The organism is Micromonospora sp. SL4-19, from assembly GCF_047921475.1.
Taxonomy (GTDB): domain Bacteria; phylum Actinomycetota; class Actinomycetes; order Mycobacteriales; family Micromonosporaceae; genus Micromonospora.
This window is the reverse complement of record NZ_JBLROB010000012.1, coordinates 1-18,748: the sequence shown is the minus strand read 5'-3', so window position 1 is coordinate 18,748 and position 18,748 is coordinate 1. Positions and strand designations below refer to the sequence as shown.

14 protein-coding genes and 2 pseudogenes are annotated in these 18,748 nt (G+C 70.8%); 5 read left to right on the top strand and 11 right to left on the bottom strand.

The features are described 5' to 3' along the window. The first annotated feature begins 3 nt into the window (after window positions 1-3). Together ACNAVT_RS16950 and ACNAVT_RS16945 are read left to right on the top strand one after the other, a co-directional pair. A complete protein-coding gene (locus ACNAVT_RS16950; protein WP_416297354.1) occupies window positions 4-1,338 on the top strand; it encodes a TrkH family potassium uptake protein in 1,335 nt (444 codons plus the stop codon). Continuing rightward, on the top strand, window positions 1,328-1,996 hold the full coding sequence (locus ACNAVT_RS16945) for a potassium channel family protein (protein ID WP_416297353.1): 669 nt from the start codon (window positions 1,328-1,330) through the stop codon (window positions 1,994-1,996). Before ACNAVT_RS16950 ends, ACNAVT_RS16945 begins: the two co-directional genes overlap by 11 nt. Window positions 1,997-1,999: 3 nt before the next feature. Here ACNAVT_RS16945 and ACNAVT_RS16940 read toward each other — a convergent pair whose 3' ends face one another. From ACNAVT_RS16940 to ACNAVT_RS16915, 6 genes are all read right to left on the bottom strand, one after another. Beyond that, window positions 2,000-3,625: a protein kinase domain-containing protein gene (locus ACNAVT_RS16940; RefSeq protein WP_416297352.1), complete on the bottom strand. Its 1,626-nt coding sequence runs from the start codon at window positions 3,623-3,625 to the stop codon at window positions 2,000-2,002. 117 nt (window positions 3,626-3,742) lie between these two features. Continuing rightward, window positions 3,743-4,777: a coiled-coil domain-containing protein gene (locus ACNAVT_RS16935; protein ID WP_416297351.1), complete on the bottom strand. Its 1,035-nt coding sequence runs from the start codon at window positions 4,775-4,777 to the stop codon at window positions 3,743-3,745. 219 nt (window positions 4,778-4,996) lie between these two features. Further along, window positions 4,997-5,806 (bottom strand): inositol monophosphatase family protein, encoded by an 810-nt coding sequence (locus ACNAVT_RS16930; RefSeq protein ID WP_416297349.1) that lies wholly within the window; start codon window positions 5,804-5,806, stop codon window positions 4,997-4,999. After that, on the bottom strand, window positions 5,799-6,251 hold the full coding sequence (locus ACNAVT_RS16925) for a response regulator (RefSeq protein WP_416297347.1): 453 nt from the start codon (window positions 6,249-6,251) through the stop codon (window positions 5,799-5,801). The genes ACNAVT_RS16930 and ACNAVT_RS16925 overlap by 8 nt, the downstream gene beginning before the upstream one ends. Further along, window positions 6,248-7,960, bottom strand: a complete 1,713-nt coding sequence (locus tag ACNAVT_RS16920; protein WP_416297346.1) for a sensor histidine kinase — start codon at window positions 7,958-7,960, stop codon at window positions 6,248-6,250. The genes ACNAVT_RS16925 and ACNAVT_RS16920 overlap by 4 nt, the downstream gene beginning before the upstream one ends. After that, a complete protein-coding gene (locus ACNAVT_RS16915) occupies window positions 7,957-9,162 on the bottom strand; it encodes a PP2C family protein-serine/threonine phosphatase (protein ID WP_416297344.1) in 1,206 nt (401 codons plus the stop codon). The genes ACNAVT_RS16920 and ACNAVT_RS16915 overlap by 4 nt, the downstream gene beginning before the upstream one ends. A gap of 233 nt (window positions 9,163-9,395) precedes the next feature. Here ACNAVT_RS16915 and ACNAVT_RS16910 point away from each other — a divergent pair, with 233 nt between their 5' ends. The 3 genes and pseudogenes from ACNAVT_RS16910 to ACNAVT_RS16900 all read left to right on the top strand — a co-directional run. After that, window positions 9,396-11,786, top strand: coding sequence for a M28 family peptidase (locus ACNAVT_RS16910; protein ID WP_416297342.1), 2,391 nt, complete (start codon window positions 9,396-9,398; stop codon window positions 11,784-11,786). A 126-nt stretch (window positions 11,787-11,912) separates the two neighbouring features. Continuing rightward, the gene (locus ACNAVT_RS16905) at window positions 11,913-12,515 is read left to right on the top strand and encodes a dihydrofolate reductase family protein (RefSeq protein ID WP_416297340.1); all 603 of its coding nucleotides are present in this window, start codon (window positions 11,913-11,915) and stop codon (window positions 12,513-12,515) included. A 117-nt stretch (window positions 12,516-12,632) separates the two neighbouring features. After that, window positions 12,633-13,520, top strand: a pseudogene (locus tag ACNAVT_RS16900) (acyltransferase family protein); the annotation flags it as partial. Here ACNAVT_RS16900 and ACNAVT_RS16895 read toward each other — a convergent pair. The 5 genes and pseudogenes from ACNAVT_RS16895 to ACNAVT_RS16875 form a co-directional block, all read right to left on the bottom strand. Beyond that, window positions 13,500-15,506, bottom strand: coding sequence for a SpoIIE family protein phosphatase (locus ACNAVT_RS16895; RefSeq protein WP_416297548.1), 2,007 nt, complete (start codon window positions 15,504-15,506; stop codon window positions 13,500-13,502). The pseudogene ACNAVT_RS16900 and the gene ACNAVT_RS16895 sit on opposite strands and share 21 nt — an antisense overlap. 258 nt (window positions 15,507-15,764) lie before the next feature. Beyond that, a complete protein-coding gene (locus ACNAVT_RS16890; RefSeq protein WP_416297338.1) occupies window positions 15,765-16,907 on the bottom strand; it encodes a CapA family protein in 1,143 nt (380 codons plus the stop codon). Window positions 16,908-16,997: 90 nt separating this feature from the next. Then, entirely contained in the window at window positions 16,998-18,236 is a 1,239-nt protein-coding gene (locus ACNAVT_RS16885) for a tyrosine-type recombinase/integrase (RefSeq protein ID WP_416297337.1), read from the bottom strand. 1 nt (window position 18,237) lies between these two features. Beyond that, window positions 18,238-18,426 (bottom strand): helix-turn-helix domain-containing protein, encoded by a 189-nt coding sequence (locus tag ACNAVT_RS16880; RefSeq protein WP_416297335.1) that lies wholly within the window; start codon window positions 18,424-18,426, stop codon window positions 18,238-18,240. A 33-nt stretch (window positions 18,427-18,459) separates the two neighbouring features. After that, window positions 18,460-18,748, bottom strand: a pseudogene (locus ACNAVT_RS16875) (plasmid replication initiator protein); the annotation flags it as partial.

The following is an 18,748-nucleotide window of genomic DNA, read 5'->3' as shown; positions in this document are numbered from 1 at the left end:
GTGGTGCGCCGTTTGCTCCGTCGACCCGTGCGGCTGGTCCCGTTCGGGTTCCTGGCGGCGATCCTGTTCGGCACCGGCCTGCTGATGCTGCCCTGGGCGACCAGCCACCACCGGTACACCCCGTTCGTCACGGCGCTCTTCACCGCCACCTCGGCCGTCTCAGTCACCGGCATGGCGGTCAACGACACCCCGAACTACTGGAACGACTTCGGCCTGGCGATGATCACCGTGCTCACCCAGCTCGGTGGCCTCGGCATCCTGACCGGCGCGGCGCTGGTCATCCTGGTGGTCTCCCGGCAGCTCGGCCTTCGCAACCGGCTGCTGGTGCAGGCCGAGACGGCCGAGTACGGCGTCGGCGACGTCCGCTGGCTGCTGGCCCGGATCGCGGCGACGGTCTTCGCCACCGAGGCGGTGATGACGGCGGTGATCGCCGTCCGGTTGGGGCTGGCCTACGGCTATCCCCCGGGTCGGGCCCTGTGGTTCGCCACGTTCCACTCGATCCAGGCGTTCAACAACGCCGGGTTCGCCCTCTACTCCGACGGCCTGGTCGGCTTCTCGCGGGACCCCTGGGTGGCGTTGCCGTTGGCCCTGGGCGCGATCATCGGCGGGCTGGGTTTCCCGGCGCTGTTCGAGGCGCTGCGGGAGCGGCGCCGGCCAGGTCACTGGGCGATCGCCACCAAGCTGACCATCTGGGGCAGCCTCACGATCATCGTGCTGGGCTTCGTCGCCCTGCTGATCAGCGAGTGGCGCAATCCGCACACCATCGGCACCTTCGGCGTGCCAGGCAAGTTCCTGGCCTCGTTCACACAGATCGCGCTGAGCCGCACCGGCGGCTTCGACGTGATCCACGTCGCCGACCTCCACGACGAGAGCTTCCCCCTGTTCATCGTGCTGATGTTCATCGGCGGCGGCAGTGCGAGCACCGCCGGCGGGATCAAGGTCTCCACCTTCTTCCTGCTCGCCTTCGTCATCTGGGCCGAGCTGCGCGGCGAACCGGACGTGACGGTGGGCGGGCGGCGGGTCGCCACCGCCAGCCAGCGGCAGGCGTTGACCGTAGCGTTGCTCAGCGTGGCGGTGGTCGTCGCCGGCACGGTCGTGGTGATCGCGCTGACCTCGAACGTCCGCTTCTACGCCGCGCTCTTCGACGTCACGTCCGCGTTCAGCACCACCGGCCTGACCACCGGAGTCGCCGCGGGGCTGAAGCCGCCCGGCCAGTACCTGCTGACCGCGCTCATGTACATCGGCCGGATCGGCCCGCTCACCCTCGGATCCGCGATCGCGCTGAACACCCGACGCCGCTTGTACCGCTATCCGGAGGAGCAACCCATTGTCGGCTAGGAAGACGGACGACAGCGGCATCGCGGTGATCGGCCTGGGCCGCTTCGGCTCGCGTCTGGCCGGCTCGCTGGCTCACCTCAATCAGGACGTACTGGCCCTCGACCGTAGTCTGGAACGGGTCCAGCACTGGTCGACGCAGCTGGACCGGGTGGTCCAGGCGGACTCCACCGAGGAAACCGTGCTGCGCCAGCTCGGCGTGGCGGACTTTCGGCGGGCGGTGGTGGCTATCGGCGCCTCGGTGGAGGCGAGCGTGCTGACCGTGCTGGCCCTCACCGAGCTGGGTATCCCGCAAATCTGGGCTCGGGCCACCTCGGAGAAGCACGCGAAGATCCTCGACTCGGTGGGCGCGCACCACGTGATCTTCCCCGAGGCGGAGACCGGCGAGCGGGTCGCGCACCTGATCGTCAGCAGGATGCTGGACTTCATCGAGTTCGGCGACGACTTCGCGATCGCCACGGTACGCGTACCAGAGGCGCTGGCGGGGCGGCGGCTGCGCGAGGTGAGCCCGACGGACCGGTACGGGGTGATGGTGGTCGGCGCGAAGCTCCCCGGCGAACGGTTCCGCTACGCCGGCCCGGACACGGTGCTGCAACGCGAGAGCGTGCTCATCGTGGAAGGCAGCGTTGCCCAGGTGCAGCGGTTCGCCTCGCTGGGCTGAGCGTCAGTTCTCGTCGCCCTGGCCCCTGCCCTTGCCCTTGCCGGGCTTGCCAGGCTTGCCGGGCTTGCCAGCACCGGAAGCCGAGCCACCGCCCTTCGCCGTGCCGGTCTTCGTGCCGGTCTTCGTGCCGGCCTTGGCGGGCGCCTTCGTGGGTGCCTTGGTGGTCGGGGCCGAGCCGGCCACCCCGGACACCTGCACGCCACAGGTGCTGTCGCCGATCTTGAACTCGACCGGCAGCGGGTTGCCGCCGGTGTAGCGGCCGGTCAGCGCTACCTTCTTCGACGCTCCGGGGGTCAGCGCGGCATCGGCGGCGGACGCCTGGAGCAGCACGGTCCGCCCCTGCTGGCGTACCCCGGGCTGGGCCTTGGTGACCGTCTGCCGGCCCGGAAAGGTGAAGCTCATCGTCCAGTCGCGCAACTCCTGGCCGCTGGTGTTGGTCAGGGTCAGGTCGGCGACGAAGTCCTTGCCGGAGTCGCGGCGCAGCACGTAGTCCACCGCGCAGGCGATCGGCTGCGGCAGCCCCATTCGGGCCGCGGTCGGCTCGACGCCGCCGCTCGCCGGGCTCCTCGAGGTCACCCCCCAGACCGTGGCGGTGACCGCGACCAGGCCGGCGGCGGCAACCCCGGCCTCCACCCTGCGCCGCCGCGCGGCGGCCTTCCGGACCCGGGTACGCAGGGCGGAGAAGGGCATCGCGTCGGTCTCCGACGACCAGGGCAGGATGGTGGTCCCGGCGTTCTCCACCAGGGTCTGGTCGAACCGGCCGAGCGCCGGGGAGACCGGCACGATCGCCGCGATCCCCGCCGCGTCGGCGAGCGTACGGGCCATCTCGGCGGTGGCGGGGCGATCCTCGGGCCGCTTCGCGAGGCAGCGCCGGACCAGTTCCTCGACCTCGTCGGGCAGCCCGACGACCGGGGGCATCGGCTCCGGGTCGCGGTACATGTGAGCCTGGAGCATCTGGGTGGTGGTGCTGGCCTGCCAGGGCAGCCGTCCGGTGAGCATCCGGTACAGCAGCAGGCCGACCGCGTACACGTCGGTGGCCGGGGAGACCTGGCCGTTGTCCAATCGCTCCGGAGCCAGGTACGCGGGGGTGCCGAGCAGGGCGCCGTCCGGGCCCTTGTCGCTCTCCCCCACCAGCGCCGAGATGCCGAAGTCGACCACCTTCACCCCGGTGGGCGTGAGCATGATGTTGCCGGGGGTCACGTCCCGGTGGACCACCCCCCGGGCATGCGCGGCGGCCAGTGCCGAGGCCACCTCCGCGCCGATGATCACCGCCTCCCGCCAGGGCAACTGCCCGCCCTGGCCGAGTCGGCTGCTCAGCGGGCCGCCGTCGACCAGCTCCATCACCACGTACGGCACGGTCAGCCCGACCTGCACCGACTCGCCGTAGTCGTAGACGTTGGTGATGTTGGGGTGGCACAGCCGCGCGGCGGCCTGCGCCTCGATCCGGATCCGGTGTCGGAACGCCTTGTCGCTGGCGAGCCGGGAGGCGAGCACCTTGACCGCCACCTGGCGGCCGAGCACCTCGTCGTAGCCGCGCCAGACCACCGACATGCCGCCCGCGCCGAGCTGCTCGATCAGCCGGTACCGCTCACCCAGCAACTGTGCGCCGCTCCTGACCGCTGCACCCATGGTCGGTCCTGTTGCCCGTGGCGGGCCGTCGTACACCTGGCGAGTCGGAATCGGTCAGAAAGTCACCCGTTCAGGCGAGCGCGAGGAGCTGGTCCACCGGGGCGCAGGCGGCCAGGATCAATACATCGAGACATGGACATGGTTGGTGTGGTCGGCGGCCGGACTGCCACCACCGCTGTACGACCGCCAGCCGGTGTTCGGCATCCAGATCTGCCGGTACCAGATCACGTACATGACGCCGAGCTTGCTCGCGTTGTTCTTGAGGTAGCTGGCGAGGCTGTCCCCGTACGCCTTGTCGCCGCCGGTGGCCGAGACGTTCTCGAAGCCGCCGGTCGCGGCGGCGAAGTCGCAGGCCCGCCCCTTCGGGTGCTCGCCGCCACCACCGCTGCGGTGGCAGGAGACGTAGCGCTTGTAGCCGGCCGCCTTGGCCTGCTGCATCATGTGCAACGTCCGCGGGGTGATGCAGCCCGAGGTGGTGGGGTCGTTCACCGAGCAGGACTCCGACGGCCACGAACCGTCGGAGTTGCGCGGGGCCGGTTTGGCGGACCCGGAGCCGCCGCTGAAGCCGGAGCTGCTGCCCGAGCTCACCTTGGCCAGCGCCACCTCGGCGTCCCGCTTCTTCTTCGCCAGGATGGCGAGCTGCTTCTGCTGCTCGCGGATCTCGGTGTCGATGGCCAGCTTGGCCCGGGCGGCCTCGGCCTTCGCCTCGTGCAGGTCCCGCAGCCGCCTGCTGTCCCGCTGGGCCATCACGTCCAGCTCGGCGGCGCGCTGGACGAACGAGTTCGGGTCGGAGCTGGCCAGCAGCGCCGACACCGCGGTCAGCCGGCCCAGCCGGTACGAATGCGCGGCCACCTCGCCCACCTGCGCGTTCAGCTCGACCAGGCGCACTTCGAGCTGCTTGAACTGCGCGGTCAGCTCGGCCTGCCGGCGTTTGGAGTTGTCGAGCCGGGCCTTGGCCTCGATGTGGCCCTTCGCCGCCGCCTCGAGGGCCGCCCGCAGCTCCTTGCTGCCGCCCTCGTCGGGTGCGCTCGGGGGCGCCGCGAAGGCGGCCCCGGCCGGGACGAGGCCGGCACCGAGCAGCAGGGCCGCCGCGGCGAACAGGGCGAGCAACGGCCGGCGGACGCGCCGCCGGATGAGCCTGGTCCTGGGCACGAACGCGTCCCTTCCGTCGACCGCCGACCCCCGGTTGACTGCGCGCGGCGGCGGCTCCACCGGCCCCGGACGGCGGCCTGCTGGCGGAGACCGCCGGTCACGATACCGGACAACGGGCTCCGCGCCAGACCTCCGACCTCGGACGACACCAATCATCGACGCAGCGTGCCGACGACGTCGCGGAGCCGTGACGATCATGGATGCGCCGCTCGGAGACGGTCAGCCGTCGAGCAGCGCCGACCGCACCTGGTCCCAGATCTCCGCGCTGGCCGCGACCAGCAGGCCCCGGCCGTCGTCGGCCGGGTGGTAGCCGGTCCCGTCGAAGCGGCGGGCCACCCCGCCCGCCTCCCGCACGAGGAGGGTGCCGGGCGCATGGTCCCAGGGCAGGGTGCGCCAGAAGAGGACGAACTGCTGCGCGCCGGTGAGCACGTCCAGGTACTCCCGGCCGGCGCAGTGCTGGCCGGGCAGCAGTTCACCGATCCGCCGGCCGCCCGCCTCCACGCTCCGCCGGGCCTCCGCCGGCAGGAACCGGGTCATGGCGGTGCCGCGCAGCGCCCCGACCTCCACCACCGGCCCGGTGGTGCGTACCGGCGTCCCGTCCAGCCAGGTGCCCGCGCCCGCGCGGCACGCGGCCATGGTCCCGTCCAGCGGGTCGTACACCCAGGAGGCCGCCGGCACGCCATCGGTCAGCAGCGCCACCATCAGGGCGAACGGGCGCTTGCCGGCGGCGAAGTTGGCGGTGCCGTCGACCGGGTCGACCAACCAGACGTCACCGGTGCCGCGCAGGTGCCGCAGCAGGTCCGGGTCGTCGGCGACCGCCTCCTCGCCGACCACCACGGAACCGGGGCGTATCCGCCGCAGCCGGGCGGAGATCAGCTCCTCCGCCCGCCGGTCGGCGACGGTGACCAGCTCGCCGGGTGCCTTCTCGGCGATGTCGCCGTCGTCGAGCCGCCGGAACATCGGCACCACGACGTCCGCCGCGGCCTCCCGCAGCAGCACGCCGACGTCCTCCAGCAGCTGGTCAGCCACGCGGCGGCAGCTTGACCACGCTGACGAAGAACTCGTCGATCTGGCGGACCACCGAGATGAAGCGCTCGAAGTCCACGGGCTTGGTCACGTAGGCGTTGGCGTGCAACTGGTAGCTGCGCAGGATGTCCTCGTCGGCCTGCGAGGTGGTGAGCACCACGACCGGGATGCGGCAGAGCTGCTCGTCCTTCTTGATCTCCTCCAGCACCTCCCGGCCGTCCCGCCGGGGCAGGTTCAGGTCGAGCAGGATCAGGTCCGGGGTCACCGCATCCGCGTACTGGCCCTCGCGGCGCAGGTAGGCCAGCGCCTCGGCGCCGTCCGAGACGACCGTGAGCCGGTTACGCAGCTTGTGCTCCGCGAACGCCTCCTGCGTCATCAGCACGTCACCCGGGTCGTCCTCGACCAGCAGGACCTCGATCGGGCTCTTGCCGTCTGCCGGCGCGGTCATCCCACCGTCTCCCTCATGCCACCCGTTGTACCGTCTCGGGCCGCCCCGTCGGGCGTCTCCCCCCGTACCGTGCCGTCCGGCTGTCGGCCGACCGGTGCCCCCTCGGGCGTGGTCGCCGTCCCCTCCTCGGGCACCCCCTCGTCCCCGGTCGACTCCTCGCCCTCCGCGGGAAGCGCCGGGAGCGTGAACCGGATCACGGTGCCCTCCTCGGCGTCGGTGTCGACCCAGACCTGGCCGCCGTGATACTCCACGATCTTCTTCACGATGGCCAGGCCGATGCCGGTCCCCGGGTACGCGTCCTTGGAGTGCAGCCGCTGGAAGATGACGAAGATCTTGTCGGCGAACTCCGGCTCGATCCCGATGCCGTTGTCCTGGCAGCTGATCTCCCACTCGTCGCCGACCCGCCGGGCCGACATGTGCACCCTGGGCGGCAGGTCCGGCCGGCGGAACTTGATCGAGTTGCTGACCAGGTTGGCCAGCAGGTTGGTCAGCAGCGGCTCCTCGCCGCAGATCACCGGCAGCTCGTCCCAGGTCAGTTCCGCGTCGGCGTACTGCCGGGCGGCCTCGGTCTGGGCGGCCACGTCGCCCATCACCTTGTTCAGGTCGACCTCGGCGAAGCCGGTGGTGAGACGGCCGATCCGGGAGAACGCGAGCAGGTCGTTGATCAGCCGCTGCATCCGCTGCGCACCGTCGACGGCGAACGCGATGTACTGGTCGGCGCGCTCGTCGAGCTGGCCCGCGTAGCGCCGCTGGAGGAGCTGGCAGAAGCTGGCCACCTTGCGCAGCGGCTCCTGGAGGTCGTGCGACGCGACGTACGCGAACTGCTCCAGGTCGCGGTTGGACCGGGTGAGCTCCTCGGCCTGCTTCTGCAGCTGGCTGTTGACCCACTCGATGCGCTCCCGGGCCTGGCGGACCTCGTCCAGCTCCTGAGCGATCTTCTGCCGCATGGCGTCGATGTCGTCGGCGAGCCGGCGGAACTCCGGCGGCCCGGACCCCTCGATGTGATGCTGGTAGTCACCGGCGGCGACCTCCCGCACCTGGCCCACCAGCGCGGCCAACGGCCGGATCAGGATGCGGTCCAGGGAGAGCAGCATGACGGCGCCGGCCACCGCCACCACCAGGGCGGCGCCGATCAGCAGCACCACCAGCACGTTGCTGGTGGAACTGACCCGGTCGGCGGCCTGCTGCCGGATGACCAGGATCTCGTCCTGGAGCTGGTCGACCGAGGCCCGGACGCCGTCGAACTCCTGCCGGGTCTGGTCGGTGATCAGCGCCTGCCCGGCGGTCGGGCCACTGCGCTCGATCGTGGTGATCACCGGCTCGGCGACCGCTGCCCGCCAGCCGGTCGCCCGCTGCTCCACCACCGCCAGCTCGCGCCGCACGTCCGGATAGTCGGCGGCCAGCTGCTCCATCGAGGCGACGAGGTCGCGTTCCCGCTCCAGGCCCGCCGCATACGGGGCGAGGTCCTTGCGGTCGCCGTTCACCGCGTACCCGCGGACGGCCGTCTCCTGGTCCAGCAGGGCGCTCATCAGCTCCTGCGCCTGGACTCGGAGCGGACCGGTCTTGACCAGCACCGCGTCGATGTTCTGCCGGTTCTTCTCCGCGACCACCGCCTCGGCGGCGGCCAGCCCGAGCAGCAGCACCAGAACGACGGTGAGCAGCGCGACCATCCGACGCCGCAGGGTCCAGCCCTGTCGGTACGCGTTCACCGGCCACCACCCCGGCTGACCAGCAGCATGGCGACGTCGTCGGCGAGCGGGCCGCCGTTCATCTGCTCGGCCCGGCCGACCAGCCACGCCGGCAGCTCGGCCAGCGGCACCGCCTGGCTGGTGGGATCGGCGAGCAGTTCGGTGAGCCCGGGCACGTCGAGCCGGTCGTCACCGGTGCCCACCCGACCCTCGATCAGGCCGTCGGTGTACATCAGCAGCGACCAGTCATCAGCGTCGAACTCCAGGTCGAAGGCGACCGGCCGGCGCGGTCGTACGCCGAGCAGCAGGCCGCCCCTGGCGGGTACCGGGGCGACCTTACCTCCGCTCAGCAGCAGCGGCGGCGGATGGCCGGCGAGCCGCACGGTGGCACGGTCGGCCGCCAGATCGAGGCGGGTGGTCGCGACCGTGGCGAAGATCTCCTGGAGCCGGCGCTCGCTCATCAGCACCTGCTCCAGGGCGGGCAGCACCTCGTCGTCCGGCACCCCGGCCAGGATCAGCGCCCGCCAGGCGACCCGCAGTTCGACGCCCAGGGCCGCCTCGTCCACGCCGTGCCCGCAGACGTCGCCGACGATCAGGTCGATCCGGTCCGGCCGGGTCTGCACCACGTCGTAGAAGTCGCCACCGATCAGCGCGGCGTGCCGGCCGGGCCGGTAGAAGGTGTGCACCGACACCTGGTCGGTGGTCATCAGCGGCTGCGGCAGCAGGCCGCGCTCCAGCCGGGCCGACTCGGCCTGGCGCAGCTCCACCTCGCGCAGCCGGCGGGCGTTCTCGTCGGCCCGCTTGCGCTCGACGGCGTAGCGCAGCGCGCGGGCCAGCAGGACGCCGTCGACCTGCCCCTTGACCAGATAGTCCTGGGCGCCCTCGGCGACCGCGACGATGCCCAGGTGCTCGTCGGAGCGGCCGGTGAGCACGCAGACCGCGGCTCCGCTGGCCATCTCCAGCACCTGGCGCAGCCCGTCCAGGCCCTGCGCGTCGGGCAGGCCCAGGTCGAGCAGGACGCAGTCGACCCCCGTCACCCGCCGCCGAGCCTCGCTGAGACTGGTCGCGACCAGCAGATCGATCATGGAGTTGGTCTCGGCGAGCAGTTCGCGGACCAAGAAGGCGTCACCCTCGTCGTCCTCGACCAGCAACACCCGCAGCCGCTCGCCGGGCGGCAGGTTGGCCGAGTGCCCGAAGCCGCCCTGGGCGATCCCTCGGGGCACGACGGAGGGACCGGCTACGCCGGGCCTCCGGTGCGGCCGGGTCACCGGGGCGAGACGCGGGAGTTCGCTGGTGATGTCGGACTCCTTCCGAGTGCCCTGCTGATCCTGTATCAGACAACGGTCGCACACAACACGACCGGCGGCGGTGTGGGCGGGGCGCGCCGTGGGAGGTTCACCACGGGCCGGCGGAGGTGCAGGATGATGCCACCCCCGACCACCCCGAGGAGTTCTGAGTGGGCGTACCCCTCACCCGCCCCGCCGACCGGGCGCTGGCCCGGCCGCGCCGCCGGCTGCCCGCCGCGGTCGCCGCGCTAGCCGCGCTGCTCGCCGTCGGCGCGGGTGTCCTGGTCGACCTGGCCACCCCGGCGCCGCGCCCGTCGGACGCGCCGGCGGACCAGTTCAGCGCCGAGCGGGCGTACGAGAATGTCAAGGTCATCGCGGCCCGGCCGCACGTGGCCGGCAGCGCCGCCAACGACCAGGTCCGCGAGCACGTCGTGGGCGTGCTGCGGGGGCTCGGCCTGGAGACCGAGGTGCAGGACACCGTCGCCCCGGAGGCCGGGCAGCTCAGCGGGGCGGCCGGCGGGGCGACCGTGGCCCGGGTCCGCAACGTGGTGGCCCGGCTGCCCGGCACCGGGTCGACCGGACGGGTCTTCCTGGTGGCCCACTACGACTCGGTGCAGACGGGGCCGGGCGGCAACGACGACGCCGCCGGCACCTCCAGCGTCCTGGAGGTGGCCCGGGCGCTGGCCGCGGGCCCGCGTCCGCGAAACGACATCGTCTTCGTGCTCACCGACGCGGAGGAGGCGTGCCTCTGCGGCGCCTCCGCGTTCGCCGCCAGCCACCCGCTGGCCGCCGGCGGCGGGGTGGTGCTCAACCTGGAGGCGCGCGGCAGCACCGGCCCGGTGATCATGTTCGAGACGTCCCGGAACAACGCGAAGCTCGTCGACGTCTTCGGCCGGGCCGCCCCGCACCCGGTGGGCACGTCGTTCGCGGTGGAGATCTATCGGGCGCTGCCGAACGACACCGACTTCACCGCCTTCCTGGACCACGACTTCGCCGGGCTGAACTCGGCGTACATCGACGGCGGCGCGGTCTACCACACGCCGCTGGACGTTCCGGCGGCGATGGACCGGGGCAGCCTCCAGCAGCACGGTGACAACGCGCTCGGGCTGGCCCGGGAGTTCGGCCGGACCGACCTGACGAAGCTGGGTTCCGACCACGACGCCACCTACTTCCCGGTGCCGGGCGGCCTGGTCCGCTACCCCGGCTGGCTCAGCCTGCCGCTGGCGCTGGCCGCCCTGGTCGCGGTCGGCCTGCTCGGCTGGCGGCTGCGCCGGCGCGGCCGGGCCACCGCCGCCCGGCTCGCGGCCGGCGTCGGGCTGGCCCTGGCGCCGATCGTCGCCGCTCCACTGGGCGCGTGGCTGCTCTGGACGGCGATCACCACGATCCGCCCCGGGTACGCCGAACTGCTCGACCCGTACCGGCCGGTCTGGTACCGGCTCGCCGTGGTGGCGCTCGCCGCCGCGGTCCTCCTCACCTGGTACGCGCTGACCCGCCGCTGGGCCGGTCCGGCCGCCCTCGCCTTCGGCGGGCTGGTCTGGCTGGCCCTGTTCGGGGTGCTGCTCGCCGTGCTCGTGCCCGGTGGGGCGTACCTGGCCACCCTGCCGGCGCTGGCCGGCGCGCTCGCCGGCCTGGTGGCGCTGGCCACTCGGCTGGACGGCCCGGGGCCGGTGGTCGCGGTGACCCTGGCCGGCGCGGTGGCCGTGGTGATCCTGCTGCCCACCGTGGTGCTGCTCTTCCCGGCGCTGGGCATGGCGATGGGCGGGGTGGCCGCGCTCTTCGCGGTGCTGCTCGGGCTGGCCGCGCTGCCGGTGATCGACCTGCTGCACCCGCAGGCCGGCGGCCAGCGGGGCCTGACGGCGCTCCGCGCCCGCCGGCTGGGCGCGCTGCCGGCCGCCGCCACCGCGCTCACGGCCGCGGTGCTCGCCGGGGTCGGGCTGGCCGTGGACCGCTTCGACGCCGCCCACCCCGTGCCCACCCATCTGATGTACGCCCTCGACGCCGGCACCGGGAATGCGCAGTGGCTCAGCCACGAGGACGAGCCGCAGCCCTGGACCGACGGTTACGTGGACGGCTGGACGAAGGTCGAGGACTTCCCGGGGCTGGGCGACGCCGAGCTGCGCAGCGGTCCGGCGCAGCCGGCCGACCTGCCGGCACCCAAGCTGGAGATCCTCTCCGACTCCACCTCGGGCACCCCCGAGGCCGGCCAGCTGCGCACCCTCCGGGTCCGGGTCGTCCCCCAGCGCCCGGTTCGGCTGCTCTCGCTGCACGTGGACGGCTCGACCATCGTCACGTCGACCAGTGTGGGCGGGCTTGAGCTCGGCGGCGGTCGGGTCACCGACGGCCGGCCGTGGGGCTTCGGCATCGTCTTCCACGCGCCGCCACCCGAGGGCGTGGAGATCACCCTGGTGATGGGGAAGGGTGACCGGCAGGCGCTCCGGGTGATGGACGCCAGCGACGGTCTGGCCGGCATTCCCGGTTTCCGCCCCCGCCCGCCCGACGTCGGCGTCGTCGGCTCCCACTCCTCGGAGATGCTGGCGGTCGCCAACACCTACTCCTTCTGACCCCACCACTGCAAGATCGCGGGAACGGAGGTCGGGCCCAAGAAAACCTGGGGACAGATGTCGAAGGGTGAGCGGCAGCTTCTACCTATGGGTGAAGGACAGGCCACGAACCCAAGGAGCAGATCGATGACGAAGGTTACGACCGGAGCGACCATGTCGTTGGACGGCTACATCGCGGACGCGTCGCACGGTGGGTTCGAGTACCTCTTCCAGTGGTACGACAACGGCGACGTCGAGACGCCGACGGCCAACCCCGACCTGACGATGCGCACCTCGGCGGCGAGCGCGGAACACCTGCGCGAGCTGAACGAGCGGACCGGAGCCCTCGTCGTCGGCCGGCGGCTGTTCGACATGACCAACGGCTGGGGCGGCCGGCACCCGATGAACGTGCCCGTGGTCGTCGTCACGCACCGCGTGCCGGAGGGTTGGAACCGCGAGGGCGACTCGTTCGTGTTCGTCACGGACGGCATCGAGAGCGCGATCGACCGGGCGAAGGCCCTAGCCGGCGACAAGCAGGTCGGCGTCAACGGCGGCACCATCGCGACGCAGGTCATCGAGGCCGGCCTGCTCGACGAGGTCCACGTCGATCTCGTCCCGGTCCTGCTCGGCGACGGCATCCCGCTTTTCGCCAGCCTGAAGATCGCGCCCGTCCAGCTGGAGGGGCCCACGAAGGTCGTCCAGGGCAACGGGGTCACCCACCTCGCCTACCAGGTACGCACGGCAGCCTGACGACAAAGCCCAGGTCATCGGTGATGAGCCGATGGCCTGGGCTTCTGGTGAGCATGCTCACTTCAGCTAGATCGGATACCGGCCGACCGGCAGCCTGGCCGGGTGTCAACCGCGGTGATGCCCGAGCGCCCTGCCGTCGCTGTCGCGCCCGCCAGGCGCGACCCGTACATCGACAACATCAAAGGGCTGCTGATCGTCCTGGTCGTGCTCGGCCACCTGGTGGGTCAGACGGTCGACTCCTCTCCGGCTGGCAGAACGATCTACACGTTCATCTACCTGTGCCACATGCCGGCCTTCGTCATGCTTTCGGGGATGCTCTCGGCAACCGAACTCACCGGCCGTCGTGCGGCGTCACTGATCCGGGATCTGCTCGCGCCGTACGTGGTGTTCCAGCTGCTCTACATGACCTTCTACACGGTGCTGGACCAGCCGATGCACTGGACGGTCAACGGGTTCCTCTCCCCGATCTATCACCTGTGGTTCCTGCCCGCGCTGTTCATCTGGCGGATGCTCGCTCCGCTCTTCGCCCACCTTCGCGGAGCGGTTGTCATCGCGATCGTGGTGTCCCTCTCCGCAGGAGCCGCCACGGTGCTCGGCCGCGCCCTGGCACTGGACCGGGTGGCAGGAATGCTGCCCTTCTTCGTCCTCGGCGTCTGGCTCGGTCGCGGCAGGCTCGCGTACCGCCCATCTCGGCTTGTGCGGCTGGCCGCGATCGCCGTGCTCATCGCTGCCGCGCCGATCGCCTACCTGGTCGGCTCGCGCCTGTCGGGCCTCTGGGTGTACTGGAACCGCGCTTACCAGCAACTCGGGGTGGAGGTGACCGAAGGCGTCCTGATCCGGCTTGGACTGATGGCCGTCGGGGTGGCGATGACCTGGGCGATCATGATGCTCGCGCCGCGCCGCCAGACGTTCCTCACGGGCTGGGGAGCCAACTCCATGTACCCGTATCTGCTGCACGTGTTCGTCGTCATGGCCTTCGCCTGGTCACCCCTCGTCAACCAGGTCGACAACATCCCAGCCTTGCTGGTGCTCATCGCCGCGTCCGTCGCGCTGGTCTGGATCACCGCCAGCCGGCCCGTGGTGTGGGCGTTGCGCCCGCTGGTAAGCCCTCCGGTCGGCTGGCTGCTCAGGGAAGGGCGGTGAAGTTGCGAGCCTGTCCGCCTCGGACGGGGATGGCGGGTGCCTGGGTATGCGGAGCGCGAGGACGGCGATGTCGTCTTCATGAGCTGGATCGGGGACGGCTGCGATGACCGCGTCGACCAGTTCGTCGAGGGGAAGGTGTGCGTGGGCGGCGAGGCATGAATCCAGTCGCGCGATGCCTTCTTCCAACGTCTCGGAACGGCGTTCCATCAGCCCATCGGTGTAGAGGAGCAGCGTCGAGCCAGGGGGCAGCGGCTGCTGGTGGTTGGTGCGGCCGATGAGGCGGCTCGCGCCGAGCAGGAGATCGCGGCCGGACAGTGCCCGTACGCTGCCGTCGGGGCCGACGAGTACGGGCGGCGGGTGGCCGGCGTTGGACCACCGCAGCAGGTGGGAGCCGTCCGGCGTGGCTTCGACGTATGCCAGACACACTGAGGCGATCGAGTGGTTGCCGAGAAGGTGGTTGGCGTTGTCGAGTCGCCGCAGCAGGGCCGACGGTGGTTCGTGCCGGTCGACGAGGTAGCCGCGCAGGATGGAACGCAGCTGCCCCATCCGCGCCGCGGCGTTGATGTCGTGTCCGGCGACGTCCCCGATGACGACGGCGAGACTGTCCTTGTCGATCTTTACCGCGTCGTACCAGTCACCGCCGACCTGGTCGCGGTGGTGTGCCGGCTGGTAGCGAGCGGCCAGCTCCAGATGGTCCAACGGGGGAAGTTGGCTGAGCATGGCCCGTTGCAAGGTTTCAGCTGCGACGACGCGGTCCTGAAGGTGGCTGGCCCGTTGTAGCGCGTGGGCGACGTAGCCGGCAAGTGAGGTGATGACAGCCTGTTCGTCGACCTCAAGGGGATGGGGCTCCGGCCAGGCGAAGAACAGGGCACCCGTGGCCTGACCGGGGCCTGGCAGCGGAGCGGCGGCGATGGCGTGCCAGCCCACCGCTTCGATCTCTTCGGCCAGGTGCGGGTAGCGGGCGAAAATCGACGGTCTGTCCTCGAGGAAGACGGGCGTGCCGGTACGGACGGCGTCGACCGCCGGCAGCGGGTCCCTGAGCGAAACGGGTAGCCGCTCGGCAATCCGCGGCGGCAACTGGGAGGGACCGATCAGATTGATGGAGTCCTCGTTGTCGCGAATGAGCAGCCCGACGTAGGACGGGTCGAGGGGGCCGCCGAGAGTGCCGCCGAGGAGGTTGCCGATGGCCGCGACGACGCCGTCAAGGGTCTGCGTGTTGGCCAGTGCGGTGCTTCCGGCGAGCAGGGCCTGGCTACGGTCGAAGGCGAGGGCCAACCGGGCGGACAGCTGCTCGGCCACGGTCTGGGCGGCAACCCTTGCCTTCGCCTCACGCTCGGCTCGGGTGGCAGTGATGCGCAGCCGCAGCTTCGCCGAACAGGCGGCGGCCAGATCAGCCAGCAGATCAAGCTCGGCGTCGGTCCAGATCCGGGGCGCGGTGTCGATCGCGCACAGGGAGCCGAGGATGTTGCCCTGCTCGTCGAGCAGCGGCATCCCGGCATACGCTACGACCCCTAAATCCTCAACAGCCGGGTTGTTGCACACGCGATCATCGCCGCGAGCGTCGGTGATCACGAGAGGCTTGGCCGACATCACGAGAGGCTTGGCCGACATCACGTCCGGCTGGCAGAAGGAGTGGGTCAGCGGGGTCTGCCGGGTGGCGGCCCACGGCTGGCCCAGCCCGGTCGCGCCGGGGAAGTACTGGCGGGCATCGTCGACCAGCGACACCAGCGCCACCGGAACGCGAATGATCTTGGCGACCATGCGTGCAAAGCGATCCAGCGCCTCGTCGGGTACTGCAGCCAGGGCAGTCGCGCGTACCGAGGTCAGCCGGGCCCCATCTTCCAACACTCTGCTACCAGCCCACCTGAAATAGGCCGCCCGATCGGGATCGGCGGCGGCCAACCTACCGGAGGCTCACCGTCCTACCCAAGCCTCAGAGCCATCACACGCGGCTGTCCGGGAGGTCGGGCGGCCGGGGCTCTTACTTCCAGCGGAAGTGGACGAACCAGAGCAGACCACGACGTTGACCTGCAACGCAACGCCGACTCAAGATTCCGGGAACAGATCGGGCACAGCTCGGCTCATGACCGGGTCACCAGGCGAGGGTCAGCGCCGCATTCTTAGCCCGGCGGACAGAGCTCCCCGCATGTCGACGTACTGGGTGATCTGCTGCTGGACGCGGGCCAGGTCGGCCCGGCGCTCCTCCGGCGCTCCGACGTCGGCTACAGCGCTGGCCAGGTCGACCACCCGGGCCGCCGGCTGGTACTGCATCCAGGTTGCGTGCACCTCGACGCCGCTCACCTCCCATCGGCCGGACGCCTTCCGGGTGAAGGTGAACTCTGGCACCACCGCCTGCTGGGTGCTCTCCTCAGAGCCGTACGTGGTCAGGTTGCCGAGCCCGTACGCCACCCACTTCGTGCCGATCTTCTCGAACGGCTGTACCACGTGTACGTGGTGGCCCACGATGAGGTCGATGTCGGGTGAGGCGAGGAGATCCCGGGCGAGCTGGAGCTGCTCGTCGTTCGGCTTGTTCTGGTACTCCGTGCCCCAGTGCATCGACAGGATGACAATCTCCGCACCCAGGTCGCGGGCCCGCCGCGCCTCGGCCAGGACGGCGTTGCGGTCGGCGAGGTTCGCGACCCAGTCCTGGCCGGTAGGCCGAGGGATGCCATTGAAACCGAAGGTGTACGACAACTGGGCCACCTTCACCCCGGCCACGTCGAGAATGTTGGGCCGCGCTGCCTCCTGTGGGCTCCGCGCGGTCCCGGCATGGCGTAATCCGACCTGGTCCAACTTGTCGAGGGTGCGGCGGATGCCCGGTACACCTGTGTCGAGGGAATGGTTGGAGGCTGTCGAGCATGTGTCGAACCCAGCCCATGCCGCGGCATCGGCCAGTTCCGGGGGCACGCTGAAGACCGGGTAACCGGTGAACGGGCCGGACGGCTCCGCCAGCGGGGTCTCCATGTGGCAGATCGCCAGGTCGGCCCGGCTGACCACCGGCCGCACCGCGGCCAGGACCTGGGTGAAATCGTGGCCGTCGCGTCCGGCGGCGCGGGCGTCGGTCGCGGCCTGCGCCGTCAACTCGGGATGCACCAAGAGGTCACCGGCGGCGACGACGGTGAGCTGGGATTTCGGCGCAGGCGACTGGCTAGCGGTCGAAGCTCGCCCGGGCCGCTTGGTGTCCCCACGGACGAGTGGGCTGCTACAGCCGGCCACGAGCACGACCGACAGAAGCAGGCCAGACGACATTCTCCTCATATGAACCATCTTCGCGTTCTTGCCCGAGGCCTGGGCGAGAAATCGGAAGCTCTGCAACCTCTCGGATGACAATCCGTCGGGTCACGGCAGGCCTAAGGTCACCAGCCGAGCGCCCGATTGCTGGCATAGGGCCGCATCGACCAGGTTCCGCGTCCGGTCGATCGCCTCTGGCCACTCCCCCGCGTACGTGTTCAGGGTGATGATCGGCGTCGCATGCCCCAGCGCCATCTGAACCGTCTTCACGCTCGCCCCGCCGTGGATCAACAGCGTCGCGAAGTAGTGGCGCAGCCCGTGGTAGCCGAACCCCTCCGGAACCCCGTCGACCGCTTCCACGGCTTTCTTCCATGGGTACGCCCACCCGGTTCGCTGGATCGGGTTGCCCCGGCCGCTCGTGAACAGCAACTTCGCCTTGCGAATCATCGGCTTGCGGGGGTTCGTCTCATCGAGAATCTCCACGTCGACCGGCGGGAAGATTTGGATGTGCCGGGCGAGCGCATCGGCGACCACCTGGCCCATCTCCACAGTTCGCCGACTGGTCGCAGTCTTCGGTGGCGCGAGCCGTGGCGACTTGCCCGGCGGGGTGACCACCTGCTGAACAATGCGGATCTCTCGGCGCAGGAAGTCGACGTGCTCCAGCTCCAGGCCCCAAGCTTCGCCCTGGCGCAAGCCGGCTCCGGCAGCCAGGTACACCAGCGCTCGGTACCGCTCCCGGCTCGGCTTGCCCGGTTCAGGCTTGACGTTGAATGCGTCGGCGAGTGCATGTACCTGGTCGGGCGTGGGAATGAACCTCTCTGCCCGCTCGATCTCGGGGAGCCGAATGCCGATGCACGGGCTACGCCCGATTACCCGGTCACGTGTCGCCGCGTCGAACATGCCGAGCAGCACGTGGTACACGACTCGCAGCGAGGACGGCGCGAGCACCTTTGCCCGGTCCTTCACCCACGCCTGAATGTGCGACGGGCGTACTTGCGCGAGCTGCATCCGGCCAAGGATCGGCTCAACGTGCACGCGCAGCGTCATCTCGATGCGCGCCGCAGTCGCATCGCGGTGCAACTGGTGCTTGCGCCACTGCTCGCCATAGGCCGTCACGGTGACCTTGCCGGCGGCCGGGTCGACGTACTGGCCCCTGGAGACATCGGCCCGCGTGTTCACGTCGAACCGGTCCGCGTCGGCCCTGCGCTCGAACAGCTTCTGCTTGGGCTGGCCGGTGTCGTCGACGTATCGGACCCGCCAGCGCTTCCCCCGGCCGTGCCGCTTGGAGGGTAGCCGCTTGCCGTCCGAACCCCGCTTGCCCAGATACCACAGATCATCGACGGGCATTTCAGGCCGCCTGCCTCTCGAGGAGCCAGGTCCGTACGTCGGCCGGGTCGTAGCGCAGATGCCGACCCACGCGAGATGCGCGCGGGCCGACGCGACGGTGGCGCCATTGATACAGCGTGGCGACGGGCACGCCAAGGTAGGTCGATACCTCCTCAACGGTCCATAGCGGTTCGATTGCGCGCCTAGCCATTGATCTTGTACTCCTCACTGATCGTCTGAGTTGTTATGCGGCTGCCGGCGTTCTGCCAGCGGGGGTGGATCCGGTTTCGTGGGCGAGTTCCTCGCGGCCGGTGGTTCGTCGCTCTTTGGCCATGGCGGCGGCGGTGTTGGCGAGGAGGGCGTCTCCGGTGGTGTGCCAGCCGACTCCGGCGAAGGTGAGGGTGCCGACGATCAGGGTCGTGTCGTCGTTGACCCGGTCGGTGGGTGGTCCGCCGGCGGCGGGGTGTTCGTGGGCCTGGTCCTCGTGCCGCCGGTACGCGATGCGGGTGTCGCGCAGGAGTTGGAAGGTGACC

Excerpts from the sequence above, each read along its gene's own strand:
- ACNAVT_RS16885 (WP_416297337.1), bottom strand. The coding sequence starts at position 18,236 with ATGCCCGTCGATGATCTGTGGTATCTGGGCAAGCGGGGTTCGGACGGC.
- ACNAVT_RS16880 (WP_416297335.1), bottom strand. The coding sequence starts at position 18,426 with ATGGCTAGGCGCGCAATCGAACCGCTATGGACCGTTGAGGAGGTATCG.
- ACNAVT_RS16905 (WP_416297340.1), top strand. The coding sequence starts at position 11,913 with ATGACGAAGGTTACGACCGGAGCGACCATGTCGTTGGACGGCTACATC.
- ACNAVT_RS16925 (WP_416297347.1), bottom strand. The coding sequence starts at position 6,251 with ATGACCGCGCCGGCAGACGGCAAGAGCCCGATCGAGGTCCTGCTGGTC.
- ACNAVT_RS16940 (WP_416297352.1), bottom strand. The coding sequence starts at position 3,625 with ATGGGTGCAGCGGTCAGGAGCGGCGCACAGTTGCTGGGTGAGCGGTAC.
- ACNAVT_RS16890 (WP_416297338.1), bottom strand. The coding sequence starts at position 16,907 with ATGTCGTCTGGCCTGCTTCTGTCGGTCGTGCTCGTGGCCGGCTGTAGC.